Source organism: Aeromonas sp. ANP5 (assembly GCF_963870295.1).
Classification (GTDB): Bacteria; Pseudomonadota; Gammaproteobacteria; order Enterobacterales; family Aeromonadaceae; genus Aeromonas; species Aeromonas veronii.
This window is the reverse complement of record NZ_CAWMRY010000036.1, coordinates 1-21,435: the sequence shown is the minus strand read 5'-3', so window position 1 is coordinate 21,435 and position 21,435 is coordinate 1. Positions and strand designations below refer to the sequence as shown.

The window sequence follows — 21,435 nt, the reverse complement described above, 5'->3', positions numbered from 1 at the left end:
GCGGATTGGCAGCATCCTTAACCGGCTTGATGCGCCAAAGGTAACTGTTGGCTCCTGCTGTAGTGATGGTCGGGTTGCAGCTGTTTCCGGCGCGTCCGGCATCACATTTCTGCCATATATTCCTGTTATGCTGGCTGATTGGCGAATTGGAATCGGTTTTTAAATCGACTAAAAACATATGGTTACGATATTTATGAGATCCATTCTCATACTTTTTTAATATTGTGCTCCCATACCTCCTTGGTAGACTCAGTCGGCCAGATTAGGTGGTTTACAGGTTCAAGGAAGAGCACACAATGAAAGCCGCATGCCCGATCGCACTGGTCACTGAAAATAATGTGCAGGCCAGCACATTTGCTGCATACCTCATCTCTCATTTGAGCCGTCCCGTCCAGCTAATCCACGAGATTAATCAGCTAGATAACCAGTGTGACGGCACGCTGTTTCTCATCGATCTCGACTATATCCGCTCTGGCCAGTCATTGGGCTGGAACCGGGCGATCTCCGAACGCTTTGGCATGGCGACCACCGTGCTGCTCAATGCTCCCACTGCGACGGATCGCGACCTGCTGCTGATCTGGCCGCAGATCTGTGGTCTGTTTTTCCGTCAGGATCCGCTCGACCGGCTGGTTGCCGGGTTGCAGAAAATCCTGTTGGGCGAGTACTGGATGCCGCGCCACCTGCTGTGCGAGCTGGTCGAATACTATCGCCAGGGCAACAGTTATCTGCTGCGTAACGACACCCTGCTGACCGCCAGAGAGCAGGAGATCATCCGTTATCTGATGACGGGCGCCTCCAATGTCGAGATCGCCGACAGCCTGTTTGTCAGCGAGCACACCGTCAAATCCCACCTCTATAACGTTTTTAAAAAGCTGAATGTGAAGAACCGGATCCAGGCGGTGAGCTGGGCCAAAGAGTATCTCGATGCTCCGGACTCCCACTGATGAAAGCGCTCTCTCTTGCGTGTTGCCTCGCGCTGCTCTGGGGCTGCACGACCGTTGTGGCGGCCGAGGCCGATGCACCGCTGGAGTCGGTACAGCCGGAGCAGGAGAGTGATCGGCTGGATGTGGATGGTCTGGTGCTGGATCGCACTTTTACCCGCTTCGGTCAGGGCTTTTATAACGAATTTACCCGATTGCGCAGCGATGAAGACCCGGATGCCAGAGAAAATCTGACGATTCATGAGCGCCCGACAGCCCGCTGGGGCAGCCTGATCTGGATCACTCATAACCGGAAGGTGATTTTTAAAACCGCGCTCTCTCCCGGCCGCAATCAGCAGGAACAGAGCGCCAAACTGGCTTGGTCACAGGTCAGGCAGACCCTCGAACAGCAGAAGATCGCGACCCTGTTCATGGATACCTTCGATTTGGAACATGATGAACTATAAGGATATTTCTCATGCGTGCCCGGTTATGGCTAGTTGCAGCCCTGATAGCGCCAACGCTCCATGCGTCGGAGCTTGTCTATCGCCCCGTCAACCCCAGCTTTGGGGGTAACCCTCTCAACAGCAGTCATCTGCTTGGCACCGCCAATGCGCAGAATGATTACAAGGATCCCGCCAGTGGCAGCGGTAGCAGCGGCACCTCGGCGTTGGATCGCCTGACCTCCAACCTGCAATCCCGCCTCATCAGCCAACTGCTGGCCGATATCGGCAAGGATGGCAGCCAGAGCGGCAGTCTGGTGACCGATGATTTTGCCATCAATGTGGTGGATGAAGATGGCACCCTGGTGGTTTCGATCACCGACCGGGTGACCAACCAGACCACCATGATCGAAGTGAATGGTCTGATTGCTGACTGAGGGCGCGATGAAACGACAACTATTGATAGTGCCCCTGCTTGCGCTGGCTGGCTGTGCGACCCATATCGGCTCGCCCGTTGCCGATGAGAAGGCAACCCTGATGCCGCGATCCGTCTCTTACAAGGAGCTGATCAGTCTGCCCAAGCCAAAAGGGAAAATTGTCGCGGCCGTCTACGATTTTCGCGATCAGACCGGTCAGTACCTGCCTGCTCCGGCGTCCAACTTCTCCACGGCGGTCACCCAGGGTGGGGTCGCCATGCTGAGCACGGCCTTGTGGGATTCCCAATGGTTTGTGCCGCTGGAGCGGGAAGGGCTGCAGAACCTGCTGACCGAACGCAAGATTGTGCGGGCGGCTCAGAACAAGCCCAACGTTCCCGGCAACAATGTCAATCAACTGCCCTCGCTAGTCGCCGCCAACATCCTGATCGAGGGGGGGATCGTCGCCTATGACAGCAATGTGCGAACCGGCGGGGCGGGGGCCAAGTATTTCGGCATCGGTGCCAGCGGGGAGTACCGCGTCGATCAGGTGACGGTCAATCTGCGAGCCGTCGATATCCGTTCTGGCCGGATCCTGAACAGTGTCACCACCTCCAAGACTGTACTGTCGCAACAGGTGCAGGCCGGGGTATTCCGTTTCGTCGAGTACAAGCGCCTGCTGGAGGCCGAGGCCGGTTTCAGCACCAACGAACCGGTACAGATGTGTGTCATGTCGGCTATCGAGTCCGGGGTGATCCGACTAATAGCCAATGGCGTGCGGGACAATCTGTGGCAACTGGCCGACCAGCGGGATATCGACAATCCGATCCTGCAGGAGTACCTGCAAGACAATGCCCCGCTACTTTGAGTTTTCCCGTTCTCACAATGCTCTCCCTGGTGGAGGGCATTTTTTTTGGCCTCCATCGAATACGAATTAAGACTTTCTGCTCAGCGACAGGGCGGCGCTTTTCATCCTCGAATCAGCGGAGTGCCTGATAGGCCACCTCTGGTCTGACAGGGATACTGTGGGCGTTTTCCAACAAGGCGATGGCGCGATGAAACACCTGTTGAGTGCTCTCTTTTTTCTGCTGATATCGGGCACCCCGCAACTCGCCGCAGAGCCTGCCGTCTTCGACGAGCTGGCGATGGCAAGCGAGCTGGATTCCGGTCTGCAGAACGATGGAAATCAGGCGCTGTTGTGGCAACTCGGTAGCGAGCAGCAACTGCATCTCATCCAGCAAGGGGAGCTGAATCAGGCGCGTCTGCTGCAACAGGGTTGGGTCAATGAGTTGTCGCTCTCCCAGGTGGGAGATGAGAACTGGGTCAATGGTGCGCAACTGGGCGAGGGCAATAGCGCCGAGCTCTATCAGGCGGGCATCAATAACCGGATTTGGCTGCTGCAACAAGGCAGCGGCAATGAAGCCTGGATCAGTCAGCAAGGGGCAGACAATCAGGCCCGGGCGATCCAGCTGGGTGATTGCAATCAGGCCAGCATCGAGCAAAACGGTAACGGATTGGCGGCAACCGTTATTCAGACGGGAGCCAATCAGCAAGTAAATGTCGTTCAAACCAACTGAGCCTAGGCTCAACCATTAGCACGAGAGGGAAATCATGTTTAAACGTACCATCATTGCCTCGGCAGTTCTTCTGGCGACCAGCACCGCTTGGGCGGCATCTACTGGCAATCAGGCTGAGGTGACTCAGGCTCAATTCTCCACCGGCAACCTGGCGTACATCCAGCAGGTCGAGGAGAGCACGGCTAACAAGGCGGCGATCTATCAACAGGGTAACGACAACCTCGCCTTGACCGAGCAGCGCAATACCGGTGCTTCCACTGCTGATATCAAGCAAGCCGGTGGCCAGAACGAAGGGGAGGTATTGCAGCAGGGGGTGACCAATAAATCGACAGCGACCATTGATACCAGCGGGCAGCTGAACAAGGCCTCGATTACCCAGCAGTACTACAACGGTGAGGCCACTGCCCGGGTGAGCCAGCTCGGTGACAGTAACAATGCTCTCATTAAACAGGATGATGGTAACGGCGCCATTTCAGTGATTGAGCAGCAAGCGGATGGTAACAGCGCGCAGATCAATAACTACTGGTCTGATTATGCCAGCGCGACCATTACCCAGTCAGGAGAAGGTGGGCATAATGCGGATGTCGATCAACGCGAATCCGATGGTGCCGTTGCCAGCGTGGCTCAAGAGGGTGGCAATAACACGGCCTTAGTCGCACAACGTACAAGCAACTTCGGTTACGGCGCAAACGAGGGCACCTCTGCGGTCGTCAAGCAAAGTGGCAATGACAACACTGCCGAGGTCACTCAGCTGGGGCTGGCCAACGTGGCAACGGTGGAGCAAAGCGGGACCGCTGGCAGCGTGAAAGCCCAGCAGTCTGGTGCGACCGCCGGACAAGGGAACAACCTGCTGGCCAAGCAGGCTGGTTCCAGTGAAACCGCCTTTCTGACCCAGACCGGGAGTCGTAACCAGATCGACTCTGACCAAAGTGGCACCGATGATATGTTGACCATCACCCAGAATGGTAACGAGAACATCGCCAATGCCAGACAGAGCGGAACTGGTGAAACGGCGGTCGTGACTCAGCTGGGTAATGGCAACCAGGCCGATACCAACCAGCAGGGGTCTGGCAACACTGCACAGGTCACTCAGAATGGCAGCAATAACCAGGCAGTGGTTGATCAGCTGGCCAGCAGCGTGGGTGGGTCTGTCACTATCGATCAGTTGGGTAGCGACAACTATGCCAATGCAGTGCAAGAGGAAGGTAGTCGCAACAAGGTCGATATTGACCAGAACGGCACTGGCAACCAGGTTGCCGCCGCGCGTGGCGTTGAGGGCAAAGGAGCCTGGACCTGGGGCTCGGACAACGAGCTGGTCGTGGCTCAGAAAGGCACTGACAACTGGGCTTATGCCGATGCGTCTCACTCTGACTCTGTGGTCAAAGTGACCCAGGATGGTGAGTTGAACAATGCCAAGGTCGAATCCTATCTGGGTAGCGACAACACGCTCACCGTGAGCCAGTTCGGTGAAAAACACGTGGCCAACGTTTACGTCAATGGCGGCATGGGTGGTGGTAATAACGAAGTCGACGTTGCACAAACCGACAGCCTCAACACTGCCAATGTGACTGTCTATGGCAGCGATAACATGGCCTATGTCTATCAGGGTTCTGGTAGCAACTGATGGTCATCTCCGGATTCAGGGGCCTGCGGGCCCCTCTTTTATTGGTGCTGCTCTGTGGGTTGATGCTGGTTTATCGCGTTCCTTCACCAGCAACTGCAAGGGAAACCGAGATAGAACCCGATCCGTTGATCCGCTTGTCCCTCAATATGGTGCAGAGCGAACAGGGGCTGTCACTTGCACCGACGCTGCTCAGCAAGCGCAATTTGAAGGTGAGCTTCAGGTTGCTGGTGCGTGGCGAAGGGGCGGCCGGGAGCACGACTCAGCGCCAGAGCCGTAATCTGTCGCTGCAGGCTGGAGTGGTCATGGCGGTTGGCAAAATAGGGCTGGGTTTGCGTTGCCCCTATCGGGTCGAGGTCACCGCCCGGATATGGCAAAACGAGCGGCTGCTGGTGGAGAAAAAAGAGCAGATGGGGTGCGCCGGATGATGCGCATTTCATCTCATAACTGTCTATTCATCCAGTAGTCTCTATGCCATACTGACTCGCTCAGGTTTCTGTATCGAGCGTGCAACAAGATGGAAAAGATCGTGGTCCGGGGTGCTCGCACCCACAACCTCAAGAACATCAATCTGACCCTGCCCCGCGACAAGCTGATCGTGGTCACCGGCCTCTCCGGTTCGGGCAAATCCTCTCTGGCGTTCGATACCCTCTATGCCGAGGGGCAGCGCCGCTATGTGGAGTCCCTCTCCGCCTATGCCCGCCAGTTCCTCTCCCTAATGGAGAAGCCTGACGTCGACCATATCGAGGGGCTCTCGCCCGCCATCTCCATCGAGCAGAAATCCACTTCCCACAACCCGCGCTCGACCGTCGGTACCATTACCGAGATATACGACTACCTGCGTCTGCTGTTTGCCCGGGTCGGTGAGCCGCGCTGTCCGACCCACGCCATTCCGCTCGCCGCCCAGACCATCAGCCAGATGGTGGATCAGGTGCTGGCCCAACCGGAGGGGAGCAAGCTGATGCTGCTGGCCCCGGTGGTGCGCGATCGCAAGGGGGAACACACCAAGCTGCTGGAGAATCTGGCGGCCCAGGGCTACATCCGTGCCCGTATCGACGGCGAGGTGTGCGATCTCTCAGATCCTCCGACTCTGGAGCTGCACAAGAAGCACACCATCGAGGTGGTGGTGGATCGCTTCAAGGTGCGCGAGGACCTTGCCTTGCGTTTGGCCGAGTCGTTCGAGACGGCGCTGACCCTCTCCGGTGGCATCGTACTGGTAGTGCCGATGGACGGGGAGGAGGGGGTTGCCTCTATGACCTTCTCTGCCAACTTCGCCTGCCCGGAGTGCGGCTACTCCATGTCGGAGCTGGAACCGCGCATCTTCTCCTTCAACAACCCGGCCGGAGCCTGCCCGACCTGCGATGGCCTCGGGGTGCAGCAATATTTCGATCCGGCCAAGGTGATCGGCGATCCGGCCATCAGTCTGGCCAACGGCGCCATCCGTGGTTGGGACAAGCGCAGCTTCTACTACTTCCAGATGCTGAAATCCCTCTCCGAGCACTACAAGTTCGATCTGGAGGCGCCGTGGGAAGATCTGCCGGTCAAGACCCAGGAGGTGATCCTGCGTGGCTCCGGTCGCACCGAGATCGAGTTCCGCTACATGAACGACCGCGGCGACGTGGTAGTGCGCAAGCACCCGTTCGAGGGGATCCTGCACAACATGGAGCGGCGCTACCGGGAAACCGAATCCAACTCGGTGCGCGAAGAGCTCTCCAAGTACATTGCCAACAAGTCTTGCACCAGCTGCGGTGGCAGCCGACTGCGGGAGGAGGCGCGCCATGTATTCGTCGACAACCGTAACCTGCCGGCCATCGCCGAGCAGTCCATCGGCGATGCGCTCGCCTTCTTCGAAGGGTTGAATCTGACCGGCCAGCGCGCCCAGATTGCCGAGAAGATCTTGAAAGAGATCGTCGAGCGGCTTGGCTTCCTGGTGAACGTCGGCCTCAACTATCTGAGCCTGTCGCGCAGTGCCGAGACCCTCTCCGGCGGCGAAGCGCAGCGCATTCGACTGGCCAGCCAGATCGGGGCCGGGCTGGTGGGCGTCATGTACGTACTGGACGAGCCCTCCATCGGTCTGCACCAGCGTGACAACGAGCGGCTGCTCAAGACTCTCACCCATCTGCGCGATCTGGGCAACACGGTGATCGTGGTGGAGCACGACGAGGATGCCATCCGCCTCGCCGACCATGTGCTGGATATCGGCCCGGGGGCGGGTGTGCATGGTGGCAGTATCGTGGCGCAGGGCACCCCCCAGCAGATCATCGACAATCCGGATTCGCTGACCGGTGACTACCTCTCCGGTCGCAAGCAGATCGCCATTCCCGCCGAGCGCACGCCGCTTACCGGCAAGTGGTTGAAACTCAAGGGGGCGAGCGGCAACAACCTGCGCAACGTCAATCTTGATCTGCCCATCGGAGTGATGACCTGCGTCACCGGCGTCTCCGGCTCCGGCAAGTCGACCCTGATCAACGACACCCTGTTCCGCATCGCTCATCGCGAGCTCAACAAGGCGACCGAGTCCACCCCGGCACCCTATCGCAGCGTCGAGGGGCTGGAGCATCTGGACAAGGTAGTGGATATCGACCAGAGCCCCATCGGCCGTACCCCGCGCTCCAACCCGGCCACCTACACCGGCCTGTTTACCCCGATCCGCGAGCTGCTCTCCGGCACCCAGGAGGCGCGTTCACGCGGCTACCAGCCGGGCCGCTTCTCCTTCAACGTGAAAGGGGGCCGCTGCGAGGCCTGTCAGGGGGATGGCGTCATCAAGGTGGAGATGCACTTCCTGCCGGATGTCTACGTGCCGTGCGATGTCTGCAAGGGCAAGCGCTACAACCGTGAGACGCTGGAGGTGAAGTACAAGGGCAAGAACATCCACGAAATCCTCGAGATGACGGTGGAAGATGCCCGCGAGTTCTTCGATCCGGTGCCGGCGGTGGCGCGCAAGCTGCAGACCCTGATGGACGTGGGCCTCTCCTATATCCGTCTTGGCCAGTCGGCTACTACCTTGTCGGGCGGTGAGGCACAGCGGGTCAAGCTGGCGCGGGAGCTCTCCAAGCGGGATACCGGTCAGACTCTATACATTCTGGATGAGCCGACCACCGGGCTGCACTTCCACGATATCCAGCAACTGCTCAAGGTGCTGCACCAGCTGCGGGATCGCGGTAACACCATCGTCATCATCGAGCACAACCTTGATGTGGTAAAAACTGCCGACTGGATTGTCGATTTGGGGCCAGAGGGAGGCGCCGGTGGTGGCCGCATTCTGGTGACGGGGACGCCGGAGGAGATTTGCGCTAATAAAGAGTCTCATACAGCTCGTTTTTTACGACCGCTATTGGCGCGATAAGCCGTTATAATCGAGGGGCCTTTGGCCCCTTTTTGTTATAAAAATCGGGAGCATAGGGGGAAGCTCGTCAAGTGTGGGCAGGCTTGGCATCTCAGCATCATGGTAATGGATATATCGGGTTATGGCTCAGGCTCCGCGCACGATTGATCATCAGTTGGCTTACTCCATGTTCCCCATCTGGCTGGGGGCGATCCTGCTATTGCTGGTCCTGCTGGCGTGGGCCCAGATCCCGTCTGCCAGCCGGATTGAAGAGCAGCGAATGAAGGAGCATCTGCTGCGCGTTACCAAGGCGGTGCAGGCGGATGTGGCCGCTCTGGATGCATTCAGTCGGGATTGGGGCATCTGGGATGACAGTCACCGTTTTATGGACAACAAAAGCAGGGCGTACATCGAATCCAACCTGTTCAGTGATATGTCGATGCGGGATTTTAGTCTCAACCTGATGAGCTTCATGGATCTCACCGGCTACGAAATCTGGACGCGCACCCTGCTACCCGATGCGCCGGGGATCAATCCGGACCAGTTTCCCTACTTCCTTGATGAACTGAAAAAGCAGTTAAGGGCGCGCTCGGTGGCGCAAGGGGGCATCAATCTGCACGGGATCCGCGCTTCCCAGTGGGGGCCGCTGATGTACTCGTGGCAGCCGATCAGAAACAGTGACGAGTCGGCTCCGTTCAACGGTTTCTTGCTGGTTGTACGTTGGCTCGACAAGGCCTATCTCGAGCAGGTATCTGAGCGTACCGCGCTGCCTCTGGCGATTTCCCACGCCAATCTGGATGTCACCGCTACCTTCAAACCACTGAAACCGCAAATAACGTATCGCCTGATCGACCTTGGGCTCACCCGGCTCAGGGGAGAGGTGCGACTGCTCAACAGCGATAACCAGCCGGTGCTGACTCTGGTGATTGAGGAGGAGAGAAAGATCTTGAGTGGCGTCATGGAGGGGGCGCTCTGGACCTTTATCGGCATGCTGTTTATCAGTTTTATCTGCGTCATGATCGCCATGTATCGGCTCAACAGCATTGTGCTTACCCCGTTGCAGCAGCTGGTGTCGGCGTTGCAACGCTTTGGCGATCGGCCAGATGCCACCTTGATCCCCTATATCGACAGCAGCGCCGAGATGGCGACCCTGAGCGGCAAGTTCAAGGAGATGGCCAGCAAGGTCAGTCAGCAACACGATGATTTGTTGGAAAAATCCAGCCAGATGGAGATGGCTGCATTCACCGACCCCTTGACCCGTTGTTTCAATCGTCGCTATCTCGATGGTTGGTTGCAGGCCAACCGGGCCAAACCTTGTCTGTTATTGCTGCTGGATCTGGATCATTTCAAGCGGATCAATGACCGCCTTGGCCATGACATCGGGGATCTGGTGCTGAAACAGTTGGCGGATCTGCTGCGCAAGGTGGTGACAGGGGAGCGCGAGCCTATCATCCGGCTGGGCGGGGAGGAGTTCTTGTTGCTGCTACAAGTGGATGACGAGCAAGAGTTGGCGTTGCGGGTCGAATATCTGCGCCAGCGTGTCGCTCAGCACCGCTTTGGCAGAGAGGATGCGCCACTCTGGTTGACGGTGTCGCTGGGGTTCTGCCGCTATCCGTTGCACCCGGAGTACCCGGATTCATTCTGGAGTCATAGCTTCAAACTGGCGGACATGGCGCTGTATCAGGCCAAAGTCGGCGGGCGAAATCGGTGGTGTGGCTACGCTGGTACCCTCTCTGCGGAGGGCATGGGCCAGACTCCGGAACAGCTTGCTGAAGGGGGGAATATCACCCTGCTGCACTCTGTCAACCCGGATTAACCCTGCCGTACCAATACCAGGTAGGCCAGGGCGACAATAAAACCGAGCAGGATAAAGAGAAAGGATCCGATTCCCCACACGGCCGCGAGAAAGGCCCCCACCTTTTGCCATTTCGACTCATTTTTCATAAATAAACCATTACTTCCCAGTAACTTGTATGGCGCAAAAAATACGCTGATTTGCCCATATTAACAACAATTAATAGCCACTCTGCCGCGCAATAAGATGTGGTTTGTTTGCCCCTTTTGGCGCTGGATGCGGGTAGTTACAACCTGTCGAAACAGGTATTTCAGCTTGTTGTCTGGGGACTCAACGAGATTGGGAGGGCGCGCAAAGATGTCACACCAATCGATTTATTTCTGTGCAACCTTTGCTCCAAGTCAATAACTTTGCATTTACAAGGGCATATAGTCAGCGGGCTTACAGCATCAAATGAAAACAAAAAAAGGGATTACGTGATGAAAAAATTACTTCCTCTGATGATTGCCGCTGCAGTGACCTCTCCTTTCGCCATGGCCCATCAGGCTGGTGATATTCTGGTTCGTGGTGGTTTGGCATTTGTATCGCCGCAGGAAAGCAGCACGCCTGTAGAGCTGGAAATTAATGACAACATGCAATTGGGATTGACTCTCTCTTACATGATTACTGATAACTGGGGTGTCGAATTGCTGGCTGCAACCCCCTTCTCTCATTCAGTCAAACTGGGTGGCGCTGAAGTTGCCAAGATCAAGCATTTGCCGCCGACTCTGATGGGTCAGTACTATTTTGGCAATGCTCAAAGCAAGGTTCGCCCGTATGTCGGTATTGGCGTGAACTACACCACCTTCTTTGATGAAGAGGGTCGTGGTGCACTGTCAGGAACCGATGTCAAAGTCGATGACTCCTGGGGTGTTGCCGGACAAGTTGGTATCGATATGGCGATCACTGACCGCTGGTTTGTCAACGGTTCAGCCTGGATCATGGATATCGATACCGATGTGCATACAGCGATTGGCACCATTAATACCAAGGTCGACCCGATGGCCTTTATGGTGGGTGTTGGCTACCGCTTCTAATGATTCTGACTGCGGTTCTGAACGGATCGCGGAAGATAGCAAAGTACGTCTCTTTCAGCCCGGCTTGTGCCGGGCTTTTTTTGGTTGGCTGATTTTGTCTGGACTGTGATCCAACCCGATACAAATCAATTAAATACCTGCCGCTATATTTCAGTTATTCGCCACCCCTGCCGATAGTGACTATGTTCACTTTACCTTCCCCCCAATGAGTGAGGATGTCTCCATGGGTTTATCTATCGTGCAGCGGATCATCGCCGGATTCGTGTTGATGCTGCTGTTGCTGATCCTGCTTGGTGTGATCAGTACCTTTAAAATCAAGGGTATAAATGACGGCCTCTCTGCCGTATCTGACCGGGCAACCCCGCTGGTCGTGGCTGTCGCAGGCCTCAAGGGGGCACTGCAGGATAGCAACCGCTGGGTGCTGGTCTACCGCACCAGTGAAGATGCCGCCCAGTTGCCGCAGCTGGCCAATCAGTTCAAGGAGCAGCAGAACCGCTTCGCCCAGCTGAGTCAGGAGATGGGTAAATTTACCGATGTAGCGGATGCTCGTGCCCGCTTCCAGCAGGTCGAGAGTGCTACCACCCAATTTTATGGCTTGGCGGATCAGGTGTTGGCCCAGCATCGGCAGTGGGTCAGTGCACTGGAGCAGCGCCACAAGCTGGAGATGGAATTTATCCGCCTTGAGGATACCTACCAGTGGGTGGCGGATTTGCTGCTGCAACAGACCGCCAGCAAGCGCTCCATGCGCAACAAGGCGGAGCTTATTACCTCGGGTATCGCCCGCGACCTGAAGAATATCCGCCGTGCCGATGCCAAAACCGACCTGAACGAGCTGGAAAAGGTGTTGAGCAAGGACATCGAGATGGCCCGCAAGCGGTTGGAGCGGGTGCTGGTGCCCGATGATGTGAAAGCGCGCTTTGTCTCCAATCTGGATCGGATGCAGGAGCTGGCACTTGGCGCTCAGGGCTTGCTGGCAACCATGCGTCAGGCTCAGCAACTGGCGCTGTCGCTGGCCACGCAAAATCAGCAGCTGGATGCCAGTCTGGTCAACAGCCTCAATTTGCTCGATGAGATGGGCAAGTCTGCCGGAGCCATCGCCAGCGATAGCCGGATCAATGCCGATGCAGCGGTCAGTAGCGCCAGCTTCTGGATCCTGGTGGTTGCCGCGATGTCGGCCGCTGCCGCACTGGTGATCGGCTATACCACGGCGCGCAGCATTCAGCGCCCGTTGCAGATGATCAACAAGGAGCTCGATTACATGGCGGCCGGTGACATGACCCGCCGCATCAACTACCGCAGCAGTTGCGAATTTGGCAGCCTCTCTCGCTCTATCGATACGCTGGCGGGCAAGACCGGCGAGCTGCTCTCTCAAATCAATGCGGGCTCCCGCCATCTGGTGGATGAGGCGAGCCGCGCCGCCGAGATCAGCGAACGGGCCATGTCCCGGGTGCAGGAGCAGAAGAGCCAGACCGATCAGGTGGCCGCCGCCATTACCGAGCTGGAAGTGAGCGCCACCGAGGTGGCCCGCTCTACCGATGGCACCAAGCGGGAAGTGGATCTGGCCGATGAAGAGGCGCGCAATGGTCGCCAGAAAGTGGCCACCACTCGCCGGATCACCGAGCAGCTGGCTGGCGCCATGGAGGAGGCGGTCGGCATCACCTATAAGCTTGGGGAATTCAGCAACAATATCGGCAGCATTCTCGATGTGATCCGCAGCATTGCCGAGCAGACCAACCTGCTGGCGTTGAACGCCGCCATCGAAGCGGCTCGTGCTGGCGATGCCGGTCGCGGTTTTGCGGTGGTGGCCGATGAGGTACGGGCGCTGGCCAATCGCACCCAGACTTCGACCGAAGAGATCCAGGGGATGATTGAGAACCTGCAGAGCTCCAGCAAGCATGTGGTTGAAGTGATGGGGCGTAGCCAGGAGCAGACCCAGAGCTGTGTCGAGCAGACTCGCGAGATGGATGTGGCGCTGCAATCCATTGCTGATCGGATGGGGGCCATCAAATCGATGGCGGATCAGGTGGCCCATGCCGCTCAGGAGCAGATCTCCGTCAGTCAGGGGGTCGCTCGTCATATCGCCGGTATTGCCGATGTGGCATACGAGACTGAGCGGGAGGCGCGCGAATCCGCCAGCAGCAGCGAAGTGCTGGCCGACCTGGTCGCCAAACAGCAGCAATTGATCGCACATTTCAAGGTCTAGGAGGGCTTATGTCTAAAAAGTGGATTGGAGCCCTGAGTCTCCTGTTGTGTGGCCAGCTGATGGCCAGCGAGCTGGTGATTGAAAGCTGGCGAACCGATGACAAGGCGTTGTGGGAGCAGAAGATTATCCCGGCGTTTGAAGTGGCGCATCCCGGCATCAAGGTGAGTTTTCATCCGGTGCAGAACGTCAACTACATGCCCACTCTGTGGGAGAGCCTGAAAGGCGGTAAGGCGGGGGATCTTATTACCTGTCGTCCGTTTGATGACTCGCTCGCCCTGTTCAAGGCGGGCCATCTGGCCGAGCTGACCGAGATGGCAGGGATGGAGAACTTCCCGAGTTTTGCCCAGTCACCCTGGCAGACCGATTCCGGTGCCCAGACCTTCTGTGTACCCATGGCCTCGGTGATCCATGGCTTCTTCTATAACAAGAAGATTTTCAGTGAGTTGGGGCTCACCTTGCCGCAAACCCGCGATCAGTTCTTCGCCGTGCTGGACAAGATCAAGGCCGACGGTCGCTATGTGCCGCTGGCCATGAGTGGTTCCGAGAGCTGGGTTGCCTCCGAACTGGGGTTCCAGAACATTGGCCCCAACTACTGGAAGGGGGAGGACGGCCGTCTGGCACTGATCGGCGGGCAGGAGCGGTTGGACAACCCCCAATATGTGAAGGTGTTCGACGAGCTGGCCCGCTGGCGTTCCTACCTCGGTGAAGGTGGAGAGAGCCGCGATTATGCGACCAGTAACGAGCTGTTCACTTCGGGCAAGGCCGCCATCTACGTGGCGGGCTCCTGGGAGATTGCCCCCTTCACCGGCAAGGTCGATTTTGGCGTCATGCGTCCGCCGGTGGCCAAACAGGGTGATGGCTGTTTCTTTACCGACCACACCGATATCGGTATGGGGATGAATCCGGCCAGCAAGAATAAAGAGGGGGCAATGGCTTTTCTGCAGTGGCTGACGACGCCGCAATTTGCCGAGCTCTATACCAACTCGCTGCCGGGATTCTTCTCCCTCTCCAACCACTTCTTCGATGTCACCAATCCGGCGGCCAAAGAGATGATGGAGTGGCGCGATCAGTGTGACTCGACCATTCGGGTGGCGACCCAGATCCTCTCCCGTGGTACGCCCAAGTTGGGGGATGAACTGGCAGAGGTGAGTCAGGCTGTGCTGCTTGGCAAGATGGAGCCCAAAGCTGCCGCTGATCGACTGGAAAGTGGCTTGAAGGGCTGGTATGCCCCTCATCAGGGCAACAAGGCCAAGAGCGCGGATTGTCAGTGTGATGCTGTTGCCCCTGCTCCTGCTTCGGCTTCAGCGCCAGCGACTGAGGTGTCCGCAGCCCCCGCGACCAGTGAAACATCGGCCGTGGTGGCACCAGCTGTGACTTCCGCAGAACCCGCATCAGCGGTTGCTGCCCCATTACCGGCGCAGTCGGATGAGGTGGAACAGGCGCTCTCCAACGAGTTGGAAGCGCCACAGCAGCCACAGCAATAGGTCATCTGCATCAATAAGAGCGGGAGGCATCAGCCTCCCGTTTTTTTATGGTTCGCGGCCAGCATGTATCGCTTTATTGTGCTTCGTGGGGCCAGCGGCAGAGGCTGCCGATGCGGGCTACCGGGGCAAACCCCAGAGAGCGGTAAATGCGCTGGGCATGGTAGTGTTCGTCGGCCACTATGATGAGTTGTTTGGCACGGGATAATCCTGCGCGAGCCACTTGACTCAGCAACTGGCGGCATAACCCCTGGTTGCGCCACGCATGGTGTGTGCGTACCAATTGGAAGCGCCCAAGTGTGCCGCAAAAGAAGAGACCACAGCTGGCGACCAGTTGCCCCTCTTGCCAGATCCCCCACCAGTCCCCGAGACCATCGGCAATCATGGCCTGATAGAGCGCCCAGCGGGATTGCAGATAGGGGAGATAACTCTCTGCCGTGTGCCCCTCATCCCGCTCATGGAGTTCGAAGTCGAGCCACTCAGGCCAATCAGCTGTGGTGAAGGTGCGTGCCTCAACCTTGTTCATGTCGTCGTGAGGAGGTGGGCAGCTCTGTTCATCCAGCGCCAGTACCACGCACTCCATATATTGGTATCCCGTTGCAACAAAACCGGCGATCCGGCTGTTTTGCCCGGCGGCCAGCGGCCATTGGAAGGTGCGGTGGCGCACTCGAGGATCCTGGCCGATCAGCTGATCAAATGTGGCTTCCAGCCAGCCTTTGTCACGGTCGCTGGGTGGGTTGGGGAGTAGCAGGTAGTTGCCGAAGTAGTAATCGGGAGCATCCGGCGTGCGAACCGCCCAGAACTGATCGTGCTGAACAACCTCGCCCTGATAGCGATCGAACAGCAAGTCGGTGGCAAAGCCGGGGTGGGTATCCATGATGGTGCTCCTGCAAAGACTCATTCTGTTATCGGCAGGAGTGGGAAATAGATGAAAAGGGGCCGGAGAAACCTCCGGCCAAACAATCACACGCAGATTCAGAACGTCCAGGACGATCTGACCCCATCATAACTCGACTGGGGCAATTTTGGGATGGGCACTTTTCGGTTACGTACCGTTAATTTTGTAATTATGAAGTTCGTCAGATCGGATGTGAGGTAAATCCCTGTTGACTTTGTGTCGTTTTACTCATAAATATAAAGACGTTTAGACGTCCAAACATCCGTTTTGACGTAGGCAGATGGATTGCAGGACAGGGAGAAGAGCAGATGGGATTTCACAGTGCACGTCAGGTTGAGGCGCTCAACCAGAGCTTGGCAGATTTGAATGGCGATATATCGGTCAGTTTCGAGTTTTTTCCGCCCAACAGTGAAGGGATGGAGAATACCCTCTGGCAGTCCATCGAACGGCTGAAGGTACTGGAACCCAAGTTCGTCTCCGTCACCTATGGCGCCAACTCCGGTACCCGTGATCGCACCCACAAGGTGATTAAGGACATCAAGGAGCGGACAGGCCTGATTGCGGCGCCGCACCTGACCTGTATCGATGCCAGCCGCGACGAGCTGCGCACCATCGCCCGCGACTACTGGAACAGCGGTATTCGTCATATCGTGGCTCTGCGCGGTGACTTGCCGCAGGGGCTGGAGAAACCGGATATGTATGCCACCGATCTGGTTGCCCTGCTCAAGTCAGAGGCGGACTTCGATATCTCGGTTGCCGCCTATCCGGAAGGTCACCCGGAGGCCAAGAGTGCGCAATCCGACCTGCTCAATCTCAAGCGCAAGATTGATGCCGGTGCCAACCGCGCCATCACTCAGTTCTTCTTCGATGTGGAAACGTATTTGCGCTTTCGGGATCGCTGCGCCGCTATCGGCATCGATGCTGAAATCGTGCCGGGGATCCTGCCGGTCTCCAACTATCAGACCCTGGCCAAGTTTGCCGGTTTTACCAACGTGAAGATCCCGCGTTGGATGCATCAGCGTTTCGAGGGGTTGGATAACGATCAGATGACCCGCAATCTGGTGGGGGCGAGCATCGCCATCGATCAGGTGCGCGTGCTGAGTCAGGAAGGGGTGAAGGATTTCCACTTCTATACCCTGAACCGCTCCGAGCTGACTTATGCCATCTGCCATACTCTGGGGGTTCGTCCCAAGGGTTGACCGGTGGTCACCGCGATAAAAGCAAAAAGCCAATGAGTTGCTCATTGGCTTTTTCGTTATGGCCGATTATCAAGGTCTGGTCGGGGCGATCTCTTTTGGCTCAAGATCGATAACCGCATTACCGGCAGCCCCCGGATACTGGCGATAGACCTGATCCTGCTCCAGTGTGTAGAAGGTATCCAGATAGTCGTCGTTATTGGTCATCCAGGAGTCGGGCAGTGCCTTGACGATGCGACCGCCGAGATCGAGGAAGGGCAGGGCTTCCGGCACGCCACCCGCAGTAAAGCCGAGTTTGAGAGCTTCAATCAGCAGGGCGCTCAGCTCCTTGTAGTTGACGTTGTCATCCTGCTCCATCATAACCACATCGACGGCACCCCAGCGATAGCGATCCCAGTAAACCAGGATCTGGTTGGGGGTGTAGTCTGTGTTGTCATAGTCGAGGTAGGGCATGTCGACAATATCGACCACTGGTTCATCCCGGCTGGGATTAACCCCTGCGACCACTGCATACACTTCGGCTGCGCCGAGCAGCCAGGGCTCCTGATCATCCTTCAGTCTGATCTTTTTCAGGATACTGGTCTTGAGTGGCGCCGTGCTGGCCGTTACTCGCGGGGCGCTTTGCAGGTCCGCATCGGCCAGCGCCTTGCGCATCACCTTCAAGCCTGCGTTCTTGGCTTTGACGGGATCGGCTTCGACTACCAGAACCGGCCGGGCCGGTGCCTTGTCCACATCCAGATAGACGGGATTGCCAGCGCTGTCGAACGCTTCAATGGCGCTCCAGCTCTTCTCATCTCCACTTGGAACATAGGCGACCAGCGGTTCGACCCCCTGTTGCAGTGCGGCGGCCTGATCGGTGTTGGCCAGCCGCAACTGCATCAGTTGCTTGACCTCGCCATCCAGTCCTTGCCGGCTGATGGCTGCCTGGTTGGCATCGCTCGCCTGCCGTTTAAGGCGCGGGCTGGCCTTCTGCAGCAGGTTGGGAAGCGGGCTCTGGTATTGCTGGTTGCTCAGCAGGGGCAGCAGGTTTTTCTGCTGAAGTGCGAGCTGGCGAGCCAGCTCTCGATCCGTATCGGCAGCCTGGACGCTCGTAGCACCCAGTATGGCCAGTAGTAACAAGACAGCCTGATTTTTCATTTTTATACTCCGTTGCATGGAACCTGACAGGGCACCATGTCCGGGAAGATTGGTGCCCTGGCACCACTAGAAGGAAATTAGTTTCACTTGTGAATCATTTTATCTGGATAGTGTGCAGAGGTTCACGGTTTGAGGTTCAATTGATTCCTTTGTCGATATGATTGGAACTGATAGATAGCCAGACCAATCAGCAGACCCCAGCAGGCTGCCGCGATGCCGAGCAGGCTGATCCCGGACGTGGTAATGATAAAGGTGAGCAGCGCAGCTTCTCGCGCTTCATCCTCTTGCAAGGCCGAGTGCAGGCTGCTGCCGATGGTGCCTAACAGGGCCAAACCAGCGACGCAGGTGACAAGGGCTGCCGGAAAGGCGCTAAACAGGGCCGCGACGGTTGCGCCGAAGCAGCCGGTCACGAGATAAAAGCAACCCGCCCATACCGCAGCTGGCCAGCGGCGCTTGGTATCCGGGTCGACCTCTTTGCCCATGCAGATGGCGGCAGTGATGGCGGCCAGATTGAAGGCATAGCCGCCAAAAGGGGCGAGCAGCAGGCCAGTCAGGCCAGTCCAGCTGATCAGCGAGGAGGTGGAAGGCTGATAGCCATGGGCCCGCAAGATGGCAATTCCCGGCATGTTTTGCGATGTCATGGTGACAATGAACAGCGGCAGCGCGATACCAAACAGAGCATCAAGGGAGAAGGCTGGCCATGTCCAGACCGGGCTGGCGAGTTGCCAGTGAAGGGTGCCCATTTGCAAATCCCCCCGCACGCTGCAGATCAGCATCCCCACTCCCAGTACCAGCACCATGGTATAGCGGGGCCAGAGATGACGACCCAGCAGGAAGGCCAGCAGCAGTGTGCCAAGCAGCAAGGGATCTTGCGGGGCGACCTTGAACAGATCCAATCCGAATCTGAGCAGCACGCCAGCGAGCATGGCGGCGGCCAGTGGAGCCGGGATATGTTTCATCAAACGGTCGAACCAGCCGCTGATGCCACACAGCGTGATCAGCAGGGAGGAGATCACAAAGGCGCCGATGGCTTCCGCCAGAGTGAAGTTGCCAAGCGTGATGATCAGCAGTGCCGCGCCCGGTGTGGACCAGGCGGTTAGTATGGGTATGCGGTAATAGAGAGAGAGGCCGATGCAGCTCACCCCCATGCCGATCCCCAGCGTCCAGAGCCAGGAGGCGACTTGAGCAGTATCAGCACCCGCTGCCGTGGCGGCCTGGATGATCAGGATGACGGAACTGGTGTAGCCGACCATCACGGCGATAAAGCCTGCGACCAGATGGGGGAGTGCGAAGGGCATGACTCTTCCTCTTGGCGTTGTGACGCGCTGTGCGTTATTACGTACAATACAGCTTTGACTATATCGCTGTGCGTTATAGCGCACAAGGTGCATCGTGCAAGAGTAATAAAGAGGCAGTTATGCAAGAGATGAGTCAGCATCTGGCTGCTCGACTGAAGGGGCTGCGCAGCGAGCGCGGCTGGAGCCTGGATGCCACTGCGCGCGAAACGGGTGTCAGCAAGGCGATGCTGGGGCAGATTGAGCGGGGAGAGTCCAGCCCGACAGTGGCGACGCTGTGGAAGATAGCCACCGGTTTTCGAGTCTCATTTTCCAGTTTTATTGAGCCCACACCCGCTGCGCAGGCAGAGGTGCTCTATCGCACCGCCGATGCCATTCGCCAGCAGCCTGCGGGAGAGGGCATGCAAGTGGCCCCCCTCTTCCCTTATGAAAACCGGTTTGGTTTCGAGTTGCTTGAACTGACCCTGTTGCCGGGTTACCAGCGTGAATCCGAGCCCCATGAGCCGGGAGTGACCGAGCATGTCATCGTCATCAGTGGCATGATGGAGGTGCTGGTGGAAGGGGAGTGGCGCTCACTGGTGCAAGGAGAGGCGGTGCGTTTTGCTGCCGATCGCCCCCACGGTTATCGCAATCTGGGCATAGCCCCGGCGATCTTCCACAACCTGATCCACTATCCGCTGGCAACACCCTGAACATGTTCCGCAGTCATCAACCCGGTCGACCATCTGCTCTGGGGCGGATCAGTATCGGGGTATAGACCCAGACAAACAGACCATAAGCAGCGATCCAGGCAAGCGCGCTGAGGTTCCAGCCATGCAGGGTATAAGCAGGCCAGAGCAGGGGAATCACCACCCGCATTGTGGCGGCGGCGATAACCAGTGCGAATGCGCCAGTGATCCTGCGTCCTACCTGCAAGGCCCGACCGCTATGGCCGAGGGAGACTCGCGCGATCATGCCCAGGATCATGGTGCCCATACCGCCTGCGCTGAGCAGGTGACTGGCCATCGACAACGTGATGGGCTGACCCGCGCTATGTGCCGCAAGTGCGAGTAGGCCAAGAGGGATAAACAGATAGGCGAGATGGAGTGACCACAGCAGGGGATGCGCAAGGGTCGATGGCAGATGCCAACGCAGTTGCCGCCACAGATGCAAACTCGCCGCCACTATATAGAGAGGCACTATATATATGCTGGTGACCCATTGAGTGGGGAGCAGCAACCAGCACAGCAATATAAGCCACAGTGCCGCGAGCGCCGCCCGTTCCAGCCAGAGCTGAGGTGCAGCTTTCTCCTGACCGGTTGCCCGGGCGGTGAAGAACGGAATCACCCTTCCACCCATCACAGCGATCAGGTTGGTAAACAACAGCACAGTGGTGATCAGCAGATGCTCAACGGTGGTCCACTCTTTATGCCATAACCAGCTGGCGCCATTGAGCAGGGTCAGTATCAGCAACAGGGGCACGAAGAAGAGGTTGCGCCATTGCCGGGTTATCAAGATAGGCTTGGCAAGGAACCAGGCGCAAAGCGGCAACCAGAGCAGGTCTGCCAACATCAGAATCGTATTCTCTTCACCCAGCCAGGGTAACAAGGTCCTTGGCAACATCCACAACCCCACCACCATTGCCAATGGCCAGCTCCGAACACCGGGATGGGCCGTCCAGTTCTGCACCGCGGTGAGCAGAAAACCCGCGACGATGGCAGCCCCGAAACCAAACAGCATCTCATGACCATGCCACCAGATCGGGTTGGCAATCCCTGGCAAGGTTAGCCAACCGTTGAGCTGCCCCAGCCAGAGCAACATGGCGACGGCCGCAAACAGAGCCCCAAACAAGAAGAAGGGTCGGAACCCCAAGCGGAACAGCGGGACGATTTGCTCTTCCTTATGGCTATCGAGGATTTGATGCATGAGGGCATTCTAATTAAACATTTGAGATGGTAATTATAAAATTGGCTTTTCAAATGTTCAATTTAAATCCGGCAATAGTCAGAATTGATGTCATTTCGAGCAAAAAAAGAGGTGATTGCTTGATATCTGAGCGAACGAACTTTTTTGCTG

Annotated in this window: 18 protein-coding genes; 14 read left to right on the top strand and 4 right to left on the bottom strand. The window is 57.4% G+C overall.

The features are described from left to right. Positions 1–296: 296 nt before the first annotated feature. The 12 genes from AACT07_RS17880 to AACT07_RS17825 all read left to right on the top strand — a co-directional run bounded on the left by AACT07_RS17880 (position 297) and on the right by AACT07_RS17825 (position 14,857). Positions 297–944, top strand: a complete 648-nt coding sequence (locus AACT07_RS17880; protein ID WP_069529267.1) for a LuxR C-terminal-related transcriptional regulator — start codon at positions 297–299, stop codon at positions 942–944. Next, a complete protein-coding gene (locus AACT07_RS17875) occupies positions 944–1,387 on the top strand; it encodes a curli production assembly/transport protein CsgE (protein ID WP_069529265.1) in 444 nt (147 codons plus the stop codon). The genes AACT07_RS17880 and AACT07_RS17875 overlap by 1 nt, the downstream gene beginning before the upstream one ends. Positions 1,388–1,398: 11 nt before the next feature. Beyond that, on the top strand, positions 1,399–1,800 hold the full coding sequence (locus AACT07_RS17870; protein ID WP_019445195.1) for a curli assembly protein CsgF: 402 nt from the start codon (positions 1,399–1,401) through the stop codon (positions 1,798–1,800). 7 nt (positions 1,801–1,807) lie between these two features. Continuing rightward, a complete protein-coding gene (locus AACT07_RS17865) occupies positions 1,808–2,644 on the top strand; it encodes a CsgG/HfaB family protein (protein ID WP_069529263.1) in 837 nt (278 codons plus the stop codon). 187 nt (positions 2,645–2,831) lie between these two features. Continuing rightward, complete coding sequence (locus AACT07_RS17860; RefSeq protein WP_069529262.1) at positions 2,832–3,353, top strand: curlin; 522 nt, start codon at positions 2,832–2,834, stop codon at positions 3,351–3,353. A gap of 34 nt (positions 3,354–3,387) precedes the next feature. Next, positions 3,388–4,977, top strand: coding sequence for a curlin (locus tag AACT07_RS17855; protein WP_069529260.1), 1,590 nt, complete (start codon positions 3,388–3,390; stop codon positions 4,975–4,977). Between the two features lie 125 nt (positions 4,978–5,102). Next, positions 5,103–5,402 carry a curli-like amyloid fiber formation chaperone CsgH gene (gene csgH, locus AACT07_RS17850; protein ID WP_253182278.1) on the top strand — a complete coding sequence of 100 codons (300 nt, stop codon included), beginning with the start codon at positions 5,103–5,105 and terminating at the stop codon, positions 5,400–5,402. A gap of 89 nt (positions 5,403–5,491) precedes the next feature. Beyond that, the gene (gene uvrA / locus AACT07_RS17845; RefSeq protein WP_069529256.1) at positions 5,492–8,320 is read left to right on the top strand and encodes an excinuclease ABC subunit UvrA; all 2,829 of its coding nucleotides are present in this window, start codon (positions 5,492–5,494) and stop codon (positions 8,318–8,320) included. Positions 8,321–8,441: 121 nt separating this feature from the next. After that, entirely contained in the window at positions 8,442–10,115 is a 1,674-nt protein-coding gene (locus AACT07_RS17840; protein WP_069529254.1) for a diguanylate cyclase, read from the top strand. A 458-nt stretch (positions 10,116–10,573) separates the two neighbouring features. Continuing rightward, positions 10,574–11,170, top strand: a complete 597-nt coding sequence (locus tag AACT07_RS17835; protein ID WP_069529252.1) for an OmpW family outer membrane protein — start codon at positions 10,574–10,576, stop codon at positions 11,168–11,170. A gap of 223 nt (positions 11,171–11,393) precedes the next feature. Then, entirely contained in the window at positions 11,394–13,373 is a 1,980-nt protein-coding gene (locus AACT07_RS17830) for a HAMP domain-containing methyl-accepting chemotaxis protein (protein ID WP_069529250.1), read from the top strand. An 8-nt stretch (positions 13,374–13,381) separates the two neighbouring features. Beyond that, positions 13,382–14,857 (top strand): ABC transporter substrate-binding protein, encoded by a 1,476-nt coding sequence (locus AACT07_RS17825; RefSeq protein WP_069529248.1) that lies wholly within the window; start codon positions 13,382–13,384, stop codon positions 14,855–14,857. 73 nt (positions 14,858–14,930) lie between these two features. Here AACT07_RS17825 and AACT07_RS17820 read toward each other — a convergent pair whose 3' ends face one another. Beyond that, complete coding sequence (locus tag AACT07_RS17820) at positions 14,931–15,731, bottom strand: GNAT family N-acetyltransferase (protein ID WP_069529246.1); 801 nt, start codon at positions 15,729–15,731, stop codon at positions 14,931–14,933. A gap of 329 nt (positions 15,732–16,060) precedes the next feature. On the opposite strand from AACT07_RS17820, the gene metF reads away from it, so the two are divergent. Continuing rightward, positions 16,061–16,951: a methylenetetrahydrofolate reductase gene (gene metF / locus AACT07_RS17815; protein ID WP_005340191.1), complete on the top strand. Its 891-nt coding sequence runs from the start codon at positions 16,061–16,063 to the stop codon at positions 16,949–16,951. Between the two features lie 69 nt (positions 16,952–17,020). Here the strand turns inward: metF and AACT07_RS17810 are convergent, their stop codons facing one another. Continuing rightward, positions 17,021–18,085 (bottom strand): DUF3103 family protein, encoded by a 1,065-nt coding sequence (locus AACT07_RS17810; RefSeq protein ID WP_069529245.1) that lies wholly within the window; start codon positions 18,083–18,085, stop codon positions 17,021–17,023. Positions 18,086–18,207: 122 nt separating this feature from the next. Then, a complete protein-coding gene (locus tag AACT07_RS17805; protein ID WP_069529243.1) occupies positions 18,208–19,383 on the bottom strand; it encodes a benzoate/H(+) symporter BenE family transporter in 1,176 nt (391 codons plus the stop codon). A 119-nt stretch (positions 19,384–19,502) separates the two neighbouring features. Between AACT07_RS17805 and AACT07_RS17800 the strand changes: the two genes are divergently transcribed. After that, positions 19,503–20,072 carry a helix-turn-helix domain-containing protein gene (locus tag AACT07_RS17800; RefSeq protein ID WP_005340196.1) on the top strand — a complete coding sequence of 190 codons (570 nt, stop codon included), beginning with the start codon at positions 19,503–19,505 and terminating at the stop codon, positions 20,070–20,072. A gap of 16 nt (positions 20,073–20,088) precedes the next feature. Here the strand turns inward: AACT07_RS17800 and AACT07_RS17795 are convergent, their stop codons facing one another. Continuing rightward, positions 20,089–21,285, bottom strand: a complete 1,197-nt coding sequence (locus AACT07_RS17795) for an NnrS family protein (RefSeq protein ID WP_069529242.1) — start codon at positions 21,283–21,285, stop codon at positions 20,089–20,091. Between the last annotated feature and the right edge of the window lie 150 nt (positions 21,286–21,435).

What these genes read in the sequence shown, in the direction of transcription:
- AACT07_RS17875 (WP_069529265.1), top strand. Translation starts at nt 944, where the DNA reads ATGAAAGCGCTCTCTCTTGCGTGTTGCCTCGCGCTGCTCTGGGGCTGC.
- AACT07_RS17795 (WP_069529242.1), bottom strand. Translation starts at nt 21,285, where the DNA reads ATGCATCAAATCCTCGATAGCCATAAGGAAGAGCAAATCGTCCCGCTG.
- AACT07_RS17820 (WP_069529246.1), bottom strand. Translation starts at nt 15,731, where the DNA reads ATGGATACCCACCCCGGCTTTGCCACCGACTTGCTGTTCGATCGCTAT.
- AACT07_RS17880 (WP_069529267.1), top strand. Translation starts at nt 297, where the DNA reads ATGAAAGCCGCATGCCCGATCGCACTGGTCACTGAAAATAATGTGCAG.
- AACT07_RS17800 (WP_005340196.1), top strand. Translation starts at nt 19,503, where the DNA reads ATGCAAGAGATGAGTCAGCATCTGGCTGCTCGACTGAAGGGGCTGCGC.
- metF (WP_005340191.1), top strand. Translation starts at nt 16,061, where the DNA reads ATGGGATTTCACAGTGCACGTCAGGTTGAGGCGCTCAACCAGAGCTTG.
- AACT07_RS17865 (WP_069529263.1), top strand. Translation starts at nt 1,808, where the DNA reads ATGAAACGACAACTATTGATAGTGCCCCTGCTTGCGCTGGCTGGCTGT.
- AACT07_RS17805 (WP_069529243.1), bottom strand. Translation starts at nt 19,383, where the DNA reads ATGCCCTTCGCACTCCCCCATCTGGTCGCAGGCTTTATCGCCGTGATG.
- AACT07_RS17830 (WP_069529250.1), top strand. Translation starts at nt 11,394, where the DNA reads ATGGGTTTATCTATCGTGCAGCGGATCATCGCCGGATTCGTGTTGATG.
- AACT07_RS17835 (WP_069529252.1), top strand. Translation starts at nt 10,574, where the DNA reads ATGAAAAAATTACTTCCTCTGATGATTGCCGCTGCAGTGACCTCTCCT.
- AACT07_RS17810 (WP_069529245.1), bottom strand. Translation starts at nt 18,085, where the DNA reads ATGAAAAATCAGGCTGTCTTGTTACTACTGGCCATACTGGGTGCTACG.
- AACT07_RS17860 (WP_069529262.1), top strand. Translation starts at nt 2,832, where the DNA reads ATGAAACACCTGTTGAGTGCTCTCTTTTTTCTGCTGATATCGGGCACC.
- AACT07_RS17840 (WP_069529254.1), top strand. Translation starts at nt 8,442, where the DNA reads ATGGCTCAGGCTCCGCGCACGATTGATCATCAGTTGGCTTACTCCATG.
- AACT07_RS17870 (WP_019445195.1), top strand. Translation starts at nt 1,399, where the DNA reads ATGCGTGCCCGGTTATGGCTAGTTGCAGCCCTGATAGCGCCAACGCTC.
- AACT07_RS17855 (WP_069529260.1), top strand. Translation starts at nt 3,388, where the DNA reads ATGTTTAAACGTACCATCATTGCCTCGGCAGTTCTTCTGGCGACCAGC.
- AACT07_RS17825 (WP_069529248.1), top strand. Translation starts at nt 13,382, where the DNA reads ATGTCTAAAAAGTGGATTGGAGCCCTGAGTCTCCTGTTGTGTGGCCAG.
- uvrA (WP_069529256.1), top strand. Translation starts at nt 5,492, where the DNA reads ATGGAAAAGATCGTGGTCCGGGGTGCTCGCACCCACAACCTCAAGAAC.